The organism is Bradyrhizobium sp. CFUWI, from assembly GCF_056429085.1.
On the sequence record NZ_JBWJZE010000009.1, the window covers coordinates 238,194 to 254,169 of the forward strand.

General features: G+C 66.8%; 14 protein-coding genes. 3 read left to right on the top strand and 11 right to left on the bottom strand.

Annotation, left to right across the window (positions count from 1 at the left end; translation table 11 throughout):
• Positions 1 to 18: 18 nt before the first annotated feature.
• Positions 19 to 693 carry a methyltransferase family protein gene (locus tag AC066S_RS21370; protein WP_478270540.1) on the top strand — a complete coding sequence of 225 codons (675 nt, stop codon included), beginning with the start codon at positions 19 to 21 and terminating at the stop codon, positions 691 to 693.
• A gap of 27 nt (positions 694 to 720) precedes the next feature.
• Here AC066S_RS21370 and AC066S_RS21375 read toward each other — a convergent pair whose 3' ends face one another.
• The 10 genes from AC066S_RS21375 to flgB form a co-directional block, all read right to left on the bottom strand.
• Complete coding sequence (locus tag AC066S_RS21375) at positions 721 to 1,428, bottom strand: glutathione S-transferase (protein WP_135169121.1); 708 nt, start codon at positions 1,426 to 1,428, stop codon at positions 721 to 723.
• Between the two features lie 275 nt (positions 1,429 to 1,703).
• On the bottom strand, positions 1,704 to 2,387 hold the full coding sequence (locus AC066S_RS21380) for a lectin (RefSeq protein ID WP_478270541.1): 684 nt from the start codon (positions 2,385 to 2,387) through the stop codon (positions 1,704 to 1,706).
• A gap of 142 nt (positions 2,388 to 2,529) precedes the next feature.
• Entirely contained in the window at positions 2,530 to 3,537 is a 1,008-nt protein-coding gene (locus tag AC066S_RS21385) for a Tim44 domain-containing protein (protein ID WP_126260785.1), read from the bottom strand.
• A 182-nt stretch (positions 3,538 to 3,719) separates the two neighbouring features.
• Entirely contained in the window at positions 3,720 to 6,296 is a 2,577-nt protein-coding gene (cckA, locus tag AC066S_RS21390) for a cell cycle histidine kinase CckA (protein ID WP_126260784.1), read from the bottom strand.
• 154 nt (positions 6,297 to 6,450) lie between these two features.
• Positions 6,451 to 7,530, bottom strand: a complete 1,080-nt coding sequence (gene flhB, locus AC066S_RS21395) for a flagellar biosynthesis protein FlhB (RefSeq protein ID WP_126260783.1) — start codon at positions 7,528 to 7,530, stop codon at positions 6,451 to 6,453.
• Positions 7,531 to 7,534: 4 nt separating this feature from the next.
• Complete coding sequence (gene fliR, locus AC066S_RS21400; protein ID WP_478270542.1) at positions 7,535 to 8,311, bottom strand: flagellar biosynthetic protein FliR; 777 nt, start codon at positions 8,309 to 8,311, stop codon at positions 7,535 to 7,537.
• 17 nt (positions 8,312 to 8,328) lie between these two features.
• The gene (fliQ, locus tag AC066S_RS21405) at positions 8,329 to 8,592 is read right to left on the bottom strand and encodes a flagellar biosynthesis protein FliQ (protein ID WP_007612284.1); all 264 of its coding nucleotides are present in this window, start codon (positions 8,590 to 8,592) and stop codon (positions 8,329 to 8,331) included.
• Between the two features lie 112 nt (positions 8,593 to 8,704).
• Complete coding sequence (gene fliE, locus AC066S_RS21410) at positions 8,705 to 9,019, bottom strand: flagellar hook-basal body complex protein FliE (RefSeq protein WP_097658032.1); 315 nt, start codon at positions 9,017 to 9,019, stop codon at positions 8,705 to 8,707.
• A gap of 16 nt (positions 9,020 to 9,035) precedes the next feature.
• Positions 9,036 to 9,461, bottom strand: a complete 426-nt coding sequence (flgC, locus tag AC066S_RS21415) for a flagellar basal body rod protein FlgC (RefSeq protein ID WP_478270543.1) — start codon at positions 9,459 to 9,461, stop codon at positions 9,036 to 9,038.
• A gap of 40 nt (positions 9,462 to 9,501) precedes the next feature.
• Positions 9,502 to 9,906: a flagellar basal body rod protein FlgB gene (flgB, locus tag AC066S_RS21420; protein ID WP_126260780.1), complete on the bottom strand. Its 405-nt coding sequence runs from the start codon at positions 9,904 to 9,906 to the stop codon at positions 9,502 to 9,504.
• 352 nt (positions 9,907 to 10,258) lie between these two features.
• Here flgB and AC066S_RS21425 point away from each other — a divergent pair, with 352 nt between their 5' ends.
• Complete coding sequence (locus AC066S_RS21425; protein WP_126260779.1) at positions 10,259 to 11,221, top strand: flagellar biosynthetic protein FliO; 963 nt, start codon at positions 10,259 to 10,261, stop codon at positions 11,219 to 11,221.
• A complete protein-coding gene (fliP, locus tag AC066S_RS21430) occupies positions 11,218 to 11,976 on the top strand; it encodes a flagellar type III secretion system pore protein FliP (protein ID WP_126260778.1) in 759 nt (252 codons plus the stop codon). Before AC066S_RS21425 ends, fliP begins: the two co-directional genes overlap by 4 nt.
• A 196-nt stretch (positions 11,977 to 12,172) precedes the next feature.
• On the opposite strand, the gene AC066S_RS21435 is transcribed toward fliP, so the two are convergent.
• A complete protein-coding gene (locus tag AC066S_RS21435; protein ID WP_478270544.1) occupies positions 12,173 to 15,901 on the bottom strand; it encodes a tetratricopeptide repeat protein in 3,729 nt (1,242 codons plus the stop codon).
• Positions 15,902 to 15,976: the final 75 nt, after the last annotated feature.

The following is a 15,976-nucleotide window of genomic DNA, read 5'->3' on the forward strand; positions in this document are numbered from 1 at the left end:
CTCACCCGGGACCTGCGCATGATCGCACGCCTGCTGTTGCAGAACACGGTCTTCGTCGTCGCCATGGGCGCGGTGCTGTTCGTATCCGCGGGAACACTGCATTGGCCGTCGGCCTGGACGTTCCTCGCCACCTCCGCGCTCCTCGGCCCGCTCTGCGGCTGGTGGCTCTACCGGATCGATCCGGCGCTGCTGGCCGAACGTTTGCGGCCGGTGCTGCAAAAGGATCAGCCCGCCGCCGACAAGATGTTCATGACGGCCTTCGTCTTCGTGATGCTGGCCTGGCTGGTCGTAATGGGGCTTGACCGGCGCTTTCAATCCTCCGACATGTCGACTGCGTTGCAGGCGCTCGGCCTCGTGCTGTTCCTGGCCTCGACACTGTTCACCATGTGGGTCTTCCGCGAGAACTCATTCGCCGCCCCCGTGGTGAAGCTGCAGACCGAGCGTGCGCAGCACGTGATCTCGACCGGTCCCTATGCCCATGTCCGCCACCCCATGTACAGCGGCATGGTGCTGTTCTTCGCCGGCCTCCCGCTGCTGCTGGGGTCGTGGTGGGGACTTGCGATGCTGCCGCTCTTCGTCGCCTTGTTCGCGGTCCGCATCTCCATCGAGGAGCGCACGCTGCGCGAGGGCCTGCCGGGCTATACCGACTATGCGGCGCGGGTGCGCTATCGCCTCATGCCCGGCGTCTGGTGAGGGCTGATCCTTTTCCCGTCCGAACCGCTAGCCGTCCAGCTCGCGGTAGCGGCGGAAGATGCCCTGCTCGTTGAAGGGAATGCGGCGCGGGCTTGCGAGATAGGCCTTGATGTTCGGCCGCGCGGCAATGCGGTCGTGCAGACCGACAAGGCCCGGGACATCCGCTTCGAATGCCTTCATGCGCTTGGGAAAGGCATAGCGCAGCCCCGCGACGAGCTGGAACAGCGAGAGATCGACATAGGTCAGGCGGCGACCGCTGACATAGGTGCCGCCGCTCCCGTCGAGAAGCCGCTCGAAATAGCCAAGATATTTCGGTACGCGCTCGTCCCAGAAGTCGGCCGTGCGCTTCTTCGCCGGTGCCTTCTGGTCCTCATAATAGAGCGAGGGTCCGAGCGGATGATGGGTGTCGTGGATCTCGACGACGAAGTCCGTGATCGTGAGCTGAAGCTGGTGCACCCAGAGCTTTCCGGCCTCCGTCTTCGGCGCAAGCCCATGGCGGGCGCCGAGATAGAGCAGGATGTTGGCGGTCTGGCCGATGACGAGCTTGCCCGCTTTCAGGAACGGCGGCGCAAAGGGCGGCGTGCCCTTCTGCGCGTCCATCATCTTCATCATCGCCGCCGTCCCGCGTGCTCCGCGCGCGACATCGACGTAAGCCGCGCCTGCCTCCTCCAGCGCCAGCCGCACATATTCGCCGCGGCCCTGGATCTCGGGCCAGTAATAGAGCTCGTATTTCATGGGAAGGGTCCGTGCACGTGGGAGCGATCGGACCAATGTAGCATGCGGCTGGAGGTTCCGGCAGGGCGAGACGGATGTGCGACATCCTCCGTCATTTGCGCGTAGCGACTTGCCCGCCGAAGCGTTGGCGACGGCGGAAGCAATCCAGATTGCCTCTGCGGAAAGACGCTGGATTGCCTCGTCGCTTCAGCGCAAAATTGCTACGCAATTTTGTCGCGAGCGCCTCGCAATGACGGAGGCTCGCAATGACGGAGGAAAGAGCTCCGCCCGTCAGTTCAATTCGCAGCGAAACAATACAGCAGCCCGTCGCCGCCGGTGCTCCTCAGATCGGCCTGCGAGCAGCCACCATCGGGACCGCGCGAGGGGTGCGAGCTGTTCCAGGACTTTGACGGTTCGTCGTCGCGCAGGCCCTTGCGATCGGCGTGGCCGACCACCGCCGCACCTTGCGTGCTCGACGTCCAGTTCTTGCAGGTCTTGTCGTCCCCGGCGGCGAACGCGGTGCCGTCGGGTTGAGTCCCCGTCAGGATGTCGTGCCGGTTCGGCGTGTCACCGCTGCCGTTGATGACCTCACCCTTCTCGCTGAGGGCCGTCTGCTTGGTGAGGTTGTTGGCGGGACCGTGCAGCTCGGCGACGTCCTTGGCAATCACCGCACCCTTGGCATTCTGCCACGGTCCCTTGCCGATGCGGTCGCGGGCGTTGACGGCCGGCTTGCCGTCGGCGGCCTGCGTCGAGAGATAGGCGCGCCAGGTCTTGGCGCCGGCGCCGGAGGCCTGAGCCAGCTTCTGGCACTGCGCGTCGGCTCCCTCCAGGCCGCCGAGATCGGCGCCCTTGCCCGGGCCGCTGGAGGTCACGAAGAAGGTCATGTCGGCCGACTGCGCCTGCGCCGACGGTGCCGCAAGCCATGCGAGCGGGACCGCGGCGAGCGCGGAAATAGCCAGGGATCTCTTGATACGGATCATCTTGTCCTCCCGTTCTGTTTGTCGTTGGCCGCCAGATTTCAACCCGGTGCGCCCGCACTTATTCCGATGCCGCGATGCAGGGGGCACAAAAGAAAAGGCGCCGTGCCGAAGCACGACGCCCTTGTCTTCAATCGCGTTGCGATCAGTTGGTCTGCTGGATCGCCGACAATTCCCAGCCGCTGCCGGGCCGGCGGGCGAACGTCCAGACCTCGGTGACTTCGCCCGGCTGCTCGCTGCCGGCGACGAGCGTGCCGCTGTTGCGGTCCAGCGTCTTGTCGGTGAGCGCGAAGCGCAGCGCCACCGTGGCGTAGTCGGTCTCGCCTTCGCGCCAGGCTTCGGCGAGGTCGCCCTGCAGCAGCTTGACGTTGGTGACCTTGTTGACGACGTTGCGCGCACGGTTCTGGGCGAGGTCCTGGTCGAAATAGGAGACCATCTCAGGCGTCGCGAGCGTGTGCAGCTTGGCCACGTCCTCGTTCGACCAGGCCGTCTGAACCTCGCCGAGCAAGCGCTCGAACGACTCGTAATCGTCCGGCTTGATCTCGAGCGGCGCGTTGTTGGCATTGGCGCCGAAACCGAAGCCGCCAAGACCACCGCCAAGACCGCTGCGCTGGTTCGCCTGCGGTCCGGGAGCTGCGCCCGCATCGGCATTGGCATAGGCCGCCTGCGGCGAGTGACGGCGCTGCCACCAGGACATCGCCAGCCGCACCACCAGCACCACGAGCACGATCTGGATGATCAGGCCCAGGATCGAGGACAGGCCGCCGAGACCGCCGAACAGGCCGCCGCCGAATAGCATGCCGAGCAGGCCGGCGCCGAGGAAGCCGGCCGCAAGGCCGCCCATGAAACCGCCGGCGCGGCCGAACAGGCCGCCGCGCGCGGGCGCGGCAGCAGCCGAGTTCATGCCTGCGCCCGGTTGGGTGTAGGTCCGGTTGAACTGCGAGGCCGAGCCCGGCGCCGTCGTGGTCGGGGGCGGAGCGGAATAGGTGCGCGAGCCGCGTGACCCCGACGAGGAGCCGCCGCCGACGCGCGCGTCCGCGGACGAGATCGCCAGTGCAGTCGGCAGCGCAAGCGCCAGCACGACAGCGATCGTCTTGAAGAGACTGCGGGAGCGTAGCGAGAAATTCATGTTCGTTTCCCAAATCCCCGGCATGGGGATGTGCGCTTAAGATGGGCAGACTTGCCGAAAAGTGAAGCCGGTTTCGGAACTTGTGGCTGCGGCCCTCAGTCGCGGGGATGTGGCAAAAGCCCATATTGGACGGGGATTTGGCCGTGGAAGGGAACCGTGGTCACCAGTTACCGGCGGGGGTGGGGATGCGCACCGAGCGCGCGCCCTCACCCCTGCTTCGTCATTGTCTCCTTCACCGCCGCCACGAGCTGGCTGAGCGTGAACGGTTTCGGCAGGAAGTCGAACTGCTGGCCTTCGGGCAGGCTCTTCTCGAAGGCGTCCTCGGCGTAGCCGGAGACGAAGATGAACTTGATGTCGGGGTTCTTCTCCCGCATCGCCTTCAGCAGCGTCGGGCCGTCCATCTCGGGCATGACGACGTCGGAGACGACGAGATCGATGGCCCCGCTCTGCTCCTCCAGCATCTCCATGGCTTCGACGCCGTTCTCGGCCTCGACCACGGTATAGCCGCGCGAGCGCAGGCCGCGGGCATTGAGCGCGCGCAGGCCCTCCTCGTCCTCGACCAGTAGGATGGTGCCCTGCCCCGTGAGATCGGTGCGCGGCTTGGCCTCGACGGAAGCGGCTTCCTTCGCGGCGCCATTGGTCGCGCTGGCGACAGCCGGCTGCTCGACCTGCACCTCCGGCTCGGCGTGATGGCGCGGCAGGAAGATGTGGAACGAGGTGCCCTGCCCCGGCTCGGAGTCCACGTAGATGAAACCACCGGTCTGCTTGACGATGCCGTAGACCGTCGACAGGCCGAGGCCGGTGCCTTTGCCCACTTCCTTGGTCGAGAAGAACGGCTCGAAGATCTTGTCGCGGATGTCGGCGGGAATGCCGGTGCCGGTGTCGGCGACCTCGATCCGGACATAATCCGCCGCCGGCATGCCCTTGTAAGCAAGCTTGCCAGCGTCCTCGGTGGTGACGTTGGCGGTACGGATGATCAGCTTGCCGCCGTCGGGCATGGCGTCGCGCGCGTTCACCGCGAGGTTCACGATCACCTGCTCGAACTGGGAGACGTCGACCTTCACCGGCCAGAGATCGCGGCCGTGGACGAGGTCGAGCTTGACCTTCTCGCCGATCAGCCGGCGCAGCAGCATGGTGAGATCGCTCAGGGCGTCGCCGAGATCGAGCACCTGCGGCCGCAGCGTCTGGCGCCGCGAGAACGCGAGCAGCTGCCGCACCAGGGTCGCGGCCCGCGTCGCATTCTGCTTGATCTGCATGATGTCCTGGAACGACGGGTCGGTCGGCTTGTGCGCGTTCAGCAGGAAGTCGTTCGCCATCATGATGGCGGACAGCACGTTGTTGAAGTCGTGGGCGATGCCGCCGGCGAGCTGGCCGACCGTCTCCATCTTCTGCGACTGGTTAATCTGGTTCTCCAACGCGCGCCGCTCGGTGGTCTCGAGCATGTGCACGATGGCGGTTTCCGCGTCGTTCTCGGCCGAATCGACCGGCGTGACGAAGAACTGGCCCCAGCGTTCCTTGGCCCCTTCCAGCGCCACCTCGACCGGCGCGATGTCGGCCTGGCCTTCGGCGGCCTGGTTGATGGCCGCGATCAGGAGGTGGCGGTCGCGCGCATTGACCGCGCGGAAGATCGACTTGGAGGCGCTGTCGAGCCCCAGCGCCTGACCGAGCTTGGCGTAGCGGGCATTGGCGCGCACGACGTTGCCGCCGCGGTCGACGGTCGCGATCGCCATCGGCGTATGGTCGAAGAAGCGCATGAAGCGCACTTCGGCGGCGCGGTCGGGATCGCTGCGCTCGTCGCGGGCGCGGCTGATCACGAGCGTGCGCGACGGCCCCGGCGCGCCGTCGGCGCCGAAGGCGAGCTTGTGATAGAGCCGCACCGGCATGGTCTTGCCGGTGCGCATGCGCAGGTCGATGTCGAAGACTTCCGTCTTCACCTCGCCCGGCACCGCCACGATCGACGTCAGCAGCGAGGCGCCGTCGCCGGAGACGATGTCGGTCAGCTTGAGGCCGCCCGAACCGATCTCGGCGAGGTCGTAGTCGAGCCAGTTCGCCAGCGTCGCGTTGACATAAGCGAGCTCGCCGGCCGGATTGACCGAGAAGAAGCCGCACGGCGCGTGATCGAGATATTCGATGGCGTGCTGGAGCTCCTGGAACACGTCCTCCTGGCGCTCGCGGTCGCGGGTGATGTCGGCGATCGACCATACCGCGTATTTGGCTTCGCGCTTTTCAGTGCCGAGCGGGCGAACGCGCATGCGCAGCCAGCGGCCCTGGCTGCCGTCATGGCCGGAGATGCGCACCTCCTCCTGCTGGCGCTTGCCCTCGCGCGCGGCCTTCAGCAGCCGGAACACGGCTTCGGAGACATCGGGATTGCCGATGAAGACGCGTTCCACCGGGCGCACGTCCTGGGGGCCGCTGGCACCGGTCAGCGTCAGATAGGCGGCATTGGAATAGACCACGTGGCCGCGGGCATCGGTGACCGCGAGCCCGTCGAAGGCATGATCGGAGATGCGGCGAATGATGGGATCGTCGAGATTGCGGTCGGCGAAGCGGATGATGCCGGCGGCGAAGGCGAACAGGTTGAACAGGCCGACCATCGCCAGCACGGCGAGGACACCGAGGATATAGGGCTGCGCCTGCACCCGTCCGAGCGTCATCAGTCCGACGGCGACGGCGACGAGGCCGGCGGCCACCAGCAGCACCAGCGCAATGCTGCCCGACCGCGGCGACGGCTCGTGCGCCGCAACGGGCTCGCGTGTGAGGTCGTGGTCGGTCTCGGCGGTCATCTCAAGCTGGCGCGGCCTGTCGGCAGAGAATCAACGCGCCACGGGGCGCGTGGGGTCCTCCCTGCCTGAATCGGACCCTGAGGTGCAAGGGCAGCAAGGCCGAAAGGTACGCTGATTCCCAGATTACGGCCACTTCCGGTACTTTTCGGGTGCTTTATCCCCGCCCCGCGCCAAATCCGCGTTTCAGCCGCATGACGTAGCCGATCACTTCGGCGACCGCGTGGTAGTGCTCGGTCGGGATTTCCTGGTCGATCTCGACGGTGGCGTAGAGCGCGCGGGCCAGCGGCACGTTCTCCACGATCGGGATGTCGTGCTCGCGCGCGATCTCCCGGATCTTGAAGGCGAGGTTGTCGACGCCCTTGGCGACGCAGATCGGCGCCGACATGCCGCGCTCGTAGGACAGCGCCACCGAATAGTGGGTCGGGTTGGTGATGATCACCGAGGCCTTGGGAACCGCCGCCATCATGCGCTTCTTGGCGCGCTGCTGCCGCAATTGCCGGATCTTGCCCTTGATGTGCGGGTCGCCTTCGGACTGCTTGAACTCTTCCTTGATCTCCTGGAGCGACATCTTCTGCCGCTGGAACCAGCTGCGATACTGGAAGAAATAATCGGCGATGGCGATGACCGCGAGCGCTGCGACCACCGCGCCGAGCAGATGAATGGTCATGCTGGTGCTGGCGTCGAGCATGGCGGCCGGGTCGAGCTTGACCATCGCCTCCATGCGATGCCGCTCCGGCCACAGGATCATGGTCATGACGACGCCGAGCGCGATCAGCTTGCCGAGACCCTTCAGGAAATTCGCCGCCGCCTGCTTGCCGAAGATGCGCTTGAAGCCGGCGCCGGGCGAGATCTTGCTGAATTTGGGTTTGAGGGATTCGGCCGACCACACCAGGCGGTGCTGGAGCATGTTGCCGGCGATCGCCGCCAGCACCAGCATCAGCAGGGGTACGCCGACAGCGGCCAGCAAGGCGAATTCGATCTGCTGCATCAGCGCGAGCAGAGCCTTGCCGTCGGTCTTGATCATCCAGGAATTGGCGAGCAAATTGCGCATCGGCGTCAGCAAGCCGCTGCCCACCGAGCCCGAGAAGGTCGACACCACGAGCGTGCCGCCCGCCATCATGAACCAGGTGTTGATCTCCTGGCTCTTGGCGACGTCGCCGCGTTCGAGCGCATCGTCCAGACGCTTTTGCGTCGGGTCTTCTGTTTGACTCTCTGGATCGTTGTCTTCTGCCATCGATCTATCGCGACCTGAGCGGCATCAATTGGTGCATGACACCGATGAAGTAGTCCAGAAAGGTGCCCATCATCGCGGTGAGCACCACGGCGAGCACCAGGAAGCCCGCGAAGATCGAGAGCGGCACGCCGACGAAATAGACCTGCATCTGCGGCATCAGCCGCGCCAGCACGCCGAGGCCGATGTTGAAGACGAGGCCGAACACCAGAAACGGCCCCGAGAGCTGCAAGCCCAGGCGAAACGCGGCGGCAAAGGCACGCGTGGCCAGCGAGGCGACGTCGCCGCTCGACACGGTCTCGCCCGGCGAGAAGATGGTATAGCTGTCGTTCAGCGCCGCGATCACCAGGTGATGGCTGTCGGTGGCAAACAGCAGCGTCACCCCCAGGATGGTCAGGAAGTTGCCGACCAGCACCCCCTGCTGCCCCAGGGTCGGATCGACCGATGTGACGAAACCGAGCCCCATCTGCTGCGCGATCACCGATCCCGCGACCTGCAGCGCCGACAGCGTCACGCGCGCGGTCGCGCCCAGCACGATGCCGATCGCGATCTCATGCAGCATCAGGACCAGGAGCGGCGCCAGCGAGCCCATGTCGACCTGGTAGGCGTTGCGATGCAGCGGCAGGATGATCAGCGTGAGCATCAGCGCGATCGACAATTTGATCCGCGTCGGAATATTGGTCTCGCCAAGCCCCGGCAGCAGCATCACCATCGCGCCGACCCGGGCGAAGGCGAGCATGAAGGAAGCGGCGAGCGCCGGCAGCAACGAGACGTCGATGCGCATAATTGCTGCATCTTGCCTCAGCCGCCGATGATTCGCGACGAGATCCGCAGCATGTGGGAATGAAGCGCGTCGGCCATGAACGGCAGCGCCAGCAGCATCGTGGCAAAGATGGCCAGGATCTTCGGCACGTAGATCAGGGTCTGCTCCTGGATCTGCGTCAGCGCCTGGAACAGCGACACGACGACGCCGACCACCAGACCGACCACCATCAAGGGGGAGGACACGATCACGATCGTCCAGATGGCATCGCGCGCGACGTCGAGGGTTTCGGGGCCGGTCATCTTCGATTCTCACTTCCGGTATTTTCGTCATTCCGGGGCTCGCGAAGCGAGAACCCGGAATCTCGAGATTCCGGGCCCGGTGCTTCGCGCCGTCCCGGAATGACAACGGTGATCAGATCGGCATCTTCATGATGTCTTCGTAGGCCGCGATGACGCGGTCGCGGACCGACACCAGCGTGGACACCGCGACGTCGGTGTCGGCGACCGCGGTCACCACGTCCATCACGTTGGCCTTGCCGGAGGCCATCGCGACCGTCTGTGCATCCGACTTGCGGCCGGATTCCATGACGCTGCCGACGGCGTCCTTCAGCAGCGAGGCAAAGGATTGCCCGCTGGCCTCGCTGCCTTTGCCGGCACCGGCGCCGCTGTTTTCGAGCACCCGGGCAAGGTTGGCGTAAGCATTGGCGGCGATTGTCGGTGATGCCATGGCTCAATTGTCCTGTTCAGCTCTTGAGGATGTCGAGCGTGCGCTGGATCATCCGGCGCGTCGCACTGATGATGTTGAGATTGGCCTCGTAGGACCGCTGCGCGTCGCGCATGTCGGTCATCTCGACCACCGAGTTCACATTGGGGTATTTGACGTTGCCGGTGGCGTCCGCGACCGGATTGTTCGGCTCGTATTTGACGCGGAAGTTCGACTGGTCGGGCTTGATCCTGCCGAGGGTGACGACCTGCGCGTCGAGCGTGCGGTCGAGCGCGGAGGAGAAGGTCGGAACCTTGCGCCGGTAGGGGTCGCCGCCGGGGGTCTGCGCGGTCGAATCCGCATTCGCGATGTTTTCCGAGATCACCCGCATGCGGCCGGCTTGCGCCCGCAGACCGGAGGTCGCGATCGCCATCGAGCGGGCAAAGTCGCTGCTGTCATTGGCCATGATGCGCCTCCTCTAGCTGTTCTGTTCCCGGATCATGCGGCTAGGCCTTGCCGATCGCGGTCTTGAGCAGGTGCAGGCTCTTCGAATAGAGCGAGGTCGCCGCCGCGTAGTCCATCTGGTTGCTGGCGGCCTTCATCATCTCCTCTTCGAGATTGACGGCGTTGCCGGCAGGGCGGGTTTCGAAGCCCGCGTTCTTGTTCTGGTCGAATACGGAAACCGCGCCTGACGGCGTCATGTGCGAGCCGCTGGTGCGGGTCAGCGCGAGGGGGCCCATCGAGCCCGTGACGGCCCCGCTCTTGTCGAGCTTCGGCTCGACCAGGTCGCGCGGCCGGAATTTGGGCGTGTCGGAATTGGAGACGTTCTCGGACAGGACGCGCTGGCGTTCCTGGTGCCACTGCATCTTGGTGCGAAGCGCCGACAGTACCGGGAGGTCGTTGATGGACATCGTCGCGGCTCCTTCCGCCTGGTACGGACCTCGAGGTCCGCAGCTAGGCAGAATTTGCCGCGTGTATGGTTAACAGCCGGTTAAGGGACCCTCGCCGGATGTCCCCGGGCGGGACACGATTCCGTCGCTCCCGTGATTCGACGCCGCCAAAAGCAGCATTAACCCAACCGTTTGGCGGGCCGTGCACAGCCCAAGAAGTCGTTTTGGATCGAGCGATTCATGGGTTATTAAGAGTTGGGGACGGCAAAACTTGCCGTGGGACGTTAAGAAATCGCAGTTTGGGGCATCGTAGGCCGGTGGTTGGCGTATCCGACCATGGGCACGAGAGCAGCGCCATTTGTCGGGGACTAGTATGCAAGGCAGCCCTATCACCTTCATCGTCGCGTTCATCGTCGTTCTGGCGTTGATCGGCGTCGCTGCCTGGCTGGTTCGCCGATTCGCCACCAGCCGGCTCGGCGCCAACACCCAGCGCGGCAGGATGCCCCGGCTTGCCGTGATCGATGCCGCCGCGGTCGACGGCCGGCGCCGCCTGGTGCTGGTCCGGCGTGACAATGTCGAGCACCTCCTGATGATCGGCGGCCCCACCGATATCGTGGTCGAGCCCAACATCGTTCGTGCCGCGCATGGCCGCGATCAGCTCCCCCAGCGTCCCAACGCCGCCGAGCCGCCGCGCCTTGCCCCGATGCCGGACTCCGGCGGCTGGGCCGACGAGGCGCCGCGGCCCGAGCTGCTCGATCATCCCGAGCCGCAAATGCCCGAGCCGCCGCCGCGGCCTTCGCGCCCGTCCTTCGCCGACGAGGTGCGCCGGCCCGCCCCCGCGCTGGCCGAACGCCGCAGCGATCCCCTCGCCGGCTTCACCGCCGATGCGATCCCGCCGCGCCCCGAGCGCGAACCGCGGCCCGAGCCGCTGCCGCCGCGCGTTCCGCGCAGCGAGCCGCCGCTGATGCCGAGGCCGCCGCGCCAGAGCGAGCCGATGAAAATGCCGCCCGTGCGGGCCGAGCGCGCCGCTGCACCGCCGCCTCCTCCGCCGGCTCCGCCCGTTCCGCCGCCGGCACCCGCCGCGGGTCCGTCCAGCGCCGAGCAGAACCTCGCGGAAATGGCACAGCGGTTAGAGGCCGCGCTGCGCCGCCCCGCCGGCGAAACGGTCGCGCCGCCCGTCGCGCCGGAGCCGCCGGCCGCTCCCCCGCGGGCCGCTCGCAGCGAGCCGGCGGCGCCGCCGGCCCCGCCGCCGAAGCCGGCCGCGGAGAAGACCAGCTTTGAAAATCTCGAAGACGAGATGGCCTCGCTGCTCGGCCGTCCGAAGCCATCTTCGTGAGGCTGCCGTCCCTCCCGCGTAGAGTTGTTTTCCTTTCTGTCCTGTTAGTCGCGGCCTCGCTCGCAGGCCTTGCGCATGCGCAGGACATCAGCATCAATCTCGGCGGCGGCGCCGGCGGTGGCGGCGTCACCGAGCGCGCGATCCAGCTCATCGCGCTGCTCACCGTGCTGTCGATCGCACCGTCGATCCTGATCATGATGACGTCGTTCACGCGCATCGTGGTCGTGCTGTCGCTGCTGCGCACCGCGCTGGGCACGGCGACCGCGCCGCCGAACTCGGTGATCATCGCGCTGGCCATGTTCCTCACCTTCTTCGTGATGGGCCCGGTGCTGCAGAAATCCTACGACGACGGCATCCGCCCGCTGGTCGCCAACCAGATCGGCGTCGAGGACGCGCTGCAGCGCGCCTCCGTCCCGCTGCGCGGCTTCATGCAGAAGAACGTGCGCGAGAAGGACCTCAGGCTGTTTCTGGATCTGTCGGGCGAACCGGCGCCGGCCACCCCCGACGACCTCGCGCTTCGCATCCTCGTCCCCGCCTTCATGATCTCCGAGCTGAAGCGCGCCTTCGAGATCGGCTTCCTGTTGTTCCTGCCCTTCCTGATCATCGACCTCGTCGTCGCCTCGGTGCTGATGTCGATGGGCATGATGATGCTGCCGCCGGCAACGATCTCACTGCCGTTCAAGCTGATCTTCTTCGTGCTGGTCGATGGCTGGTCGCTGGTGGCGGGAAGCCTGGTGCAGAGCTACGGGGGGTGACGGCGAGCTCGGCACCACGTCGCCGCCGCATCCTCTCCGCCACCGGGATTCACTTCCGGCCCCTCCCGTCATTGCGAGGAGCCCTTGCGACGAAGCAATCCAGGCTGCGCCGCGGGAAGATTCTGGATTGCTTCGCTTCGCTCGCAATGACGGAGAATGTCGAGCCGTCACGGGCCGCGCTTCGCGCGGACGGCGCCTACCGCGTCATCCTGATCTGCCGCACCACGGGAATCGTGGGCAGTGAGCCGGTGTGCTCGGCTTCGTCCTTGGCATGGGGTGGGGCTGGTGCGCGGGCGGAGGCGTCGGGGAAGCGCTGCTTCATCTCGCGCAGGAAGCCGTCGAGCGTGTCGACGCTGGCGGCGAGCTTGGCGATCTCGGCGAATTCGGCGCTGGAGGCCGCGGCCGGCTTGCTGGCGATGTCGAAGGCGAGACGGTCGGCGCTCTCGCTCATCAGCGGCGCGTATTTCTCGCGGAAGCGCGACAGGCCGATCGAGTCGTCGGCGAGCGCATAGCCGACGGCGGCGCGGATGATGTCGCTCTTCTCCACCGCGTTGAGCGGCTTGAAGTCGCGGAAGCGCTCGCCGTAATAGAGCTCGATCTGCTCGGCGGCCTCGCGCCAGCGCCGTGCCGCCCAGAAGATGTCGGAGCGCAGGCGGAGCACTTCGCGCCCGGCGACGTTGGAGACGATGTCGAGCGCCAGATCGTGACGACCGACGTCGCTCTGCGCGCGCGCTTCCAAGAGCAGGCGCTGCTGCCTGAGTTCGCCGGAGAGATCGCTGATACGGCTTGCACGCAGTGCGGTGATCGCCATGTCGGGCTTGCGGTTGGCGAGATAGATCATGGCAAGACGCGCGGCGACCTGGGCACGCGCGGCGCCTTCGAGGCGATGGTCGACCTGATATTGCAAGAGCTCGGCGGCCTGGTCGAGCAGATCGATCGAGGCAAGACGGTCGGCGAGCCGGCGGATCAGCTCGTCGCCGCGGCGGCCGATCGGCGTCAGCTCGCGGAACTCGTAGAACATGCCGAGGGCTTCGACCGGCGGCAGCTCGTCACCTTTCGGTCCCAGGAAGATCTGCGTGAACAGCTCGGAGGCGAGGTCCTGCGCCTGGCGGGAGGCTTCCGCGTTGGGCTGGAGCCTCGTCGCGGTGCGCGCCGCGGTGAGCGCGTCGCGGTAGCGACCGCTCTCGGCATACATCCGCGACAGCATCTGGAGCGTCTTGACCTCGATCGAGTCGCCGCGCCAGGTCATGGAAAGGGTCTCGAGTTCGCGCAGCGCGTCTTCCTTGCCGATCTCGTCGCGCTTCTGACGCAGCGCGATCTCGAGCTGCTTGGCTTCCGCCGCCGCCGGCCGGTCGGCCGAGGCGGCTGCGAACTTGTAGTCGTCGAGCGCGTCCTTGTCGTGGCCGAGCGCCTCGGCGAGCCGGCCGCGCAGCACGGCGAAGCCGGGCGCGGCCTCGGGCGAGACGCCGACCACCTCGAGCTCGCTGCGGCGCTTGGAGGCGCCGGCATAATCCTTCACCTCGAGGGACGCGCGCATCGCGTCCATCGTCACGATACGCTGGATGTCGAGCGGCAGCGAGGCGATGGCGAATTCGACGTTCTTGAACTTCTCGCGCGCGTCCGCCCATTTGCCCTGGCGCGCGAAGGCGAGCGCCTTCCAGAGCTGGGAATCGTGGCTGTTGCCGATCACGGGATTGGCGAGGTCCTTCAGGCCCTGCGCCGGCCGGCCGATCAGGATGCTGGCGATCGCATGCATGATCAGCGCGCCGCTCTCCTCCTTGTTGAGGGGATCGGCCAGCATCACGTCGGTGACGGCCTTGGCCTCGTAATACATCGCACGCGACATGTAGAACTGCGCGAGATCGAGCCGCGGCAGCGAGCGCAGCGCCGGCTCGACCGCCGCGATCGCCGACATCAGTTCGCTCTGGCGCGCCATGAAGTTTTCCGACTGGCCCCTGCGCCAGCCTTCGGGGCTGAAGACCGGGCGCACCGCGGTCGGCGCCCGCTCGGCCGCGATGTCGACCGGCGACAGCGTCAATCCGCCCTTCTTGCCGAGGATCACCTTGTCGGCGCCGACCTCGACGCCGATCTCGTCGAAGTTCGGCCGGATCGCGATGCCGTGCGCGGATTCCAGCAGCGAGAGATCGACGAGGTCCTGCCGCTTGATGAAGCCGCGCACCGGCCGCTGCGCGGTGACGACATAGAGCGTGTCGCCGGCGTCGGGGTCGGTGAGCTTGTGCAACTGGCCCGGGTTGGCGAAGGGGATCGCGATGTTGGCAAGCGCGGGGTCGGTGATGTTGCGCGATATCATCAGCGGCAGCGGCGTCGACTGGATCTTGTCGGCCAGCGTCAGAAGCCAGTTGGTCTCCTTGCCGACCTCCTCGCTCGCCAGCGAGTAGACCAGCGGACGGGTGAGACGGATGCGCACCGCCTGCCCCTTGTCGAGAGGGACGCGCCCGACCTCGCCGATCATCGCGCCGCCCTTGGTGCGGATCGCCTCGACGTCGATCGGCTTCGGCGTATCGAACACCAGCCAGACGGTATCGCCGCGGCGGAACGCGGCCGCTGCCGTTGCGACCTGAATCGGGAACGTCACGCGCAAGCCGTCGCTGTCGCGACGCGCATCGACGCCGGCGACCGTGGGCTGCGGCGCAGGCTTGACAGTTTCCTTGGCCGTTTCTTTGGCGGCTTCCTTGACCGGCTCCTTTGCGGCCTCCTCGGCCGGCGCGGGCCTGGCCGGTACGGTCGCAGCTTCGGCAGCTAGGGGCGCCGGTTTCGCAATTTCCTTCGCGACCTCCTTGGCCGCCTCCGGAGCGCGCGCCGCCTCGGTCGCGGGAGCCGGCGCCGGTTTCGGCGCTTCGGCCGGCGGCATCGCCGCCGGCGCCTCCGGCTTCACCTCGGGCCTCACGTCGATCTTGGCTTCGCGCGCGATCGTCTCGGAGGTCGGCGGCACGATCTCGCGATGAGCGTCCTTCGGCTTCTCAGCCGCCGGCTTGTCGGGCGACGGCTGAGGTCCGTGACCTCCAGGCTTCATCTGCGTGAGCGCCGCCTCGGGCGTCGCGGCAATCTTGCCCTTGTCGGGCTGGAAAGACACGTCGACGATGTAGTTCTTCTCGTCGCGGAACGAATGCACGTCGGAATCGCCGATCAGCGCGATCTCGACATTGGTCTGGTCGATGTCGGCCTTCTGCTTGATCGAGGCAACGTTTGGCGGCGCCGCGACGACCGCGTCCGCCAGGTCGAAATTGAGGTTGGCATTGAAAGCCAGCGTGAGCTTCTGCTCGTTGAGCACGGAGGAGACGCCGACACCGTCGGGCATCTCGAACACGAAGCGCACGAAGGTCGGCTGCACCGAGGCACGCACGCGGATCGCCGGACGCTTCTTGGTCTCGGCCGCGGCGCGCTGGGCGCGCAGCGCGCGCTCGGCGATGCGCGCACGCTCGGCGAGTTCCTTGACGACGTCCATCGGCAGGCTCGGCGGCGGCCCCTTCCAGCCCTCGGGCAAAAGGTCGATGAAGGTGCGCTCGCCGGCGTTCATGGTGTTGACCGTGACGCGCCGCGCCAGCGACAGGCGGATGGCGGTGCCATCGGGATCGCGGCGCGCGGAATTGATGTAATCGGGGGCGCCTTCCGGCACGCGGTCGACGGGAACCTCGACGGGCCGGTCGAAGCGGATGATGAGGATGGAACCCGCGGTCGCCACCTCGGAGGGAACGTCCTCGCCGAGCTTGATGACGAGGCGGGCAAAGCCGCCGCCGGCCGAAAAAGTCGCCTCGCCCCTGACGGGATCGGCCGCCCGGACCGGCGCACCGAGGCCGATCAGCAGGCAGACCGCCAGCATGCCCGCCGCGCGGACATGACGCGACAGGCCCGGCGCGAAAGCGCGGGCTCGCGACACAAATCCAGCGGCAGCCTCTCGCGCCATTGGCGGCATTTCTTCCGTTTCGACGGTCGACGCCGGTCCTGACGCCGGCCCCTGCCCTCGACTGTAGGTCTCGCC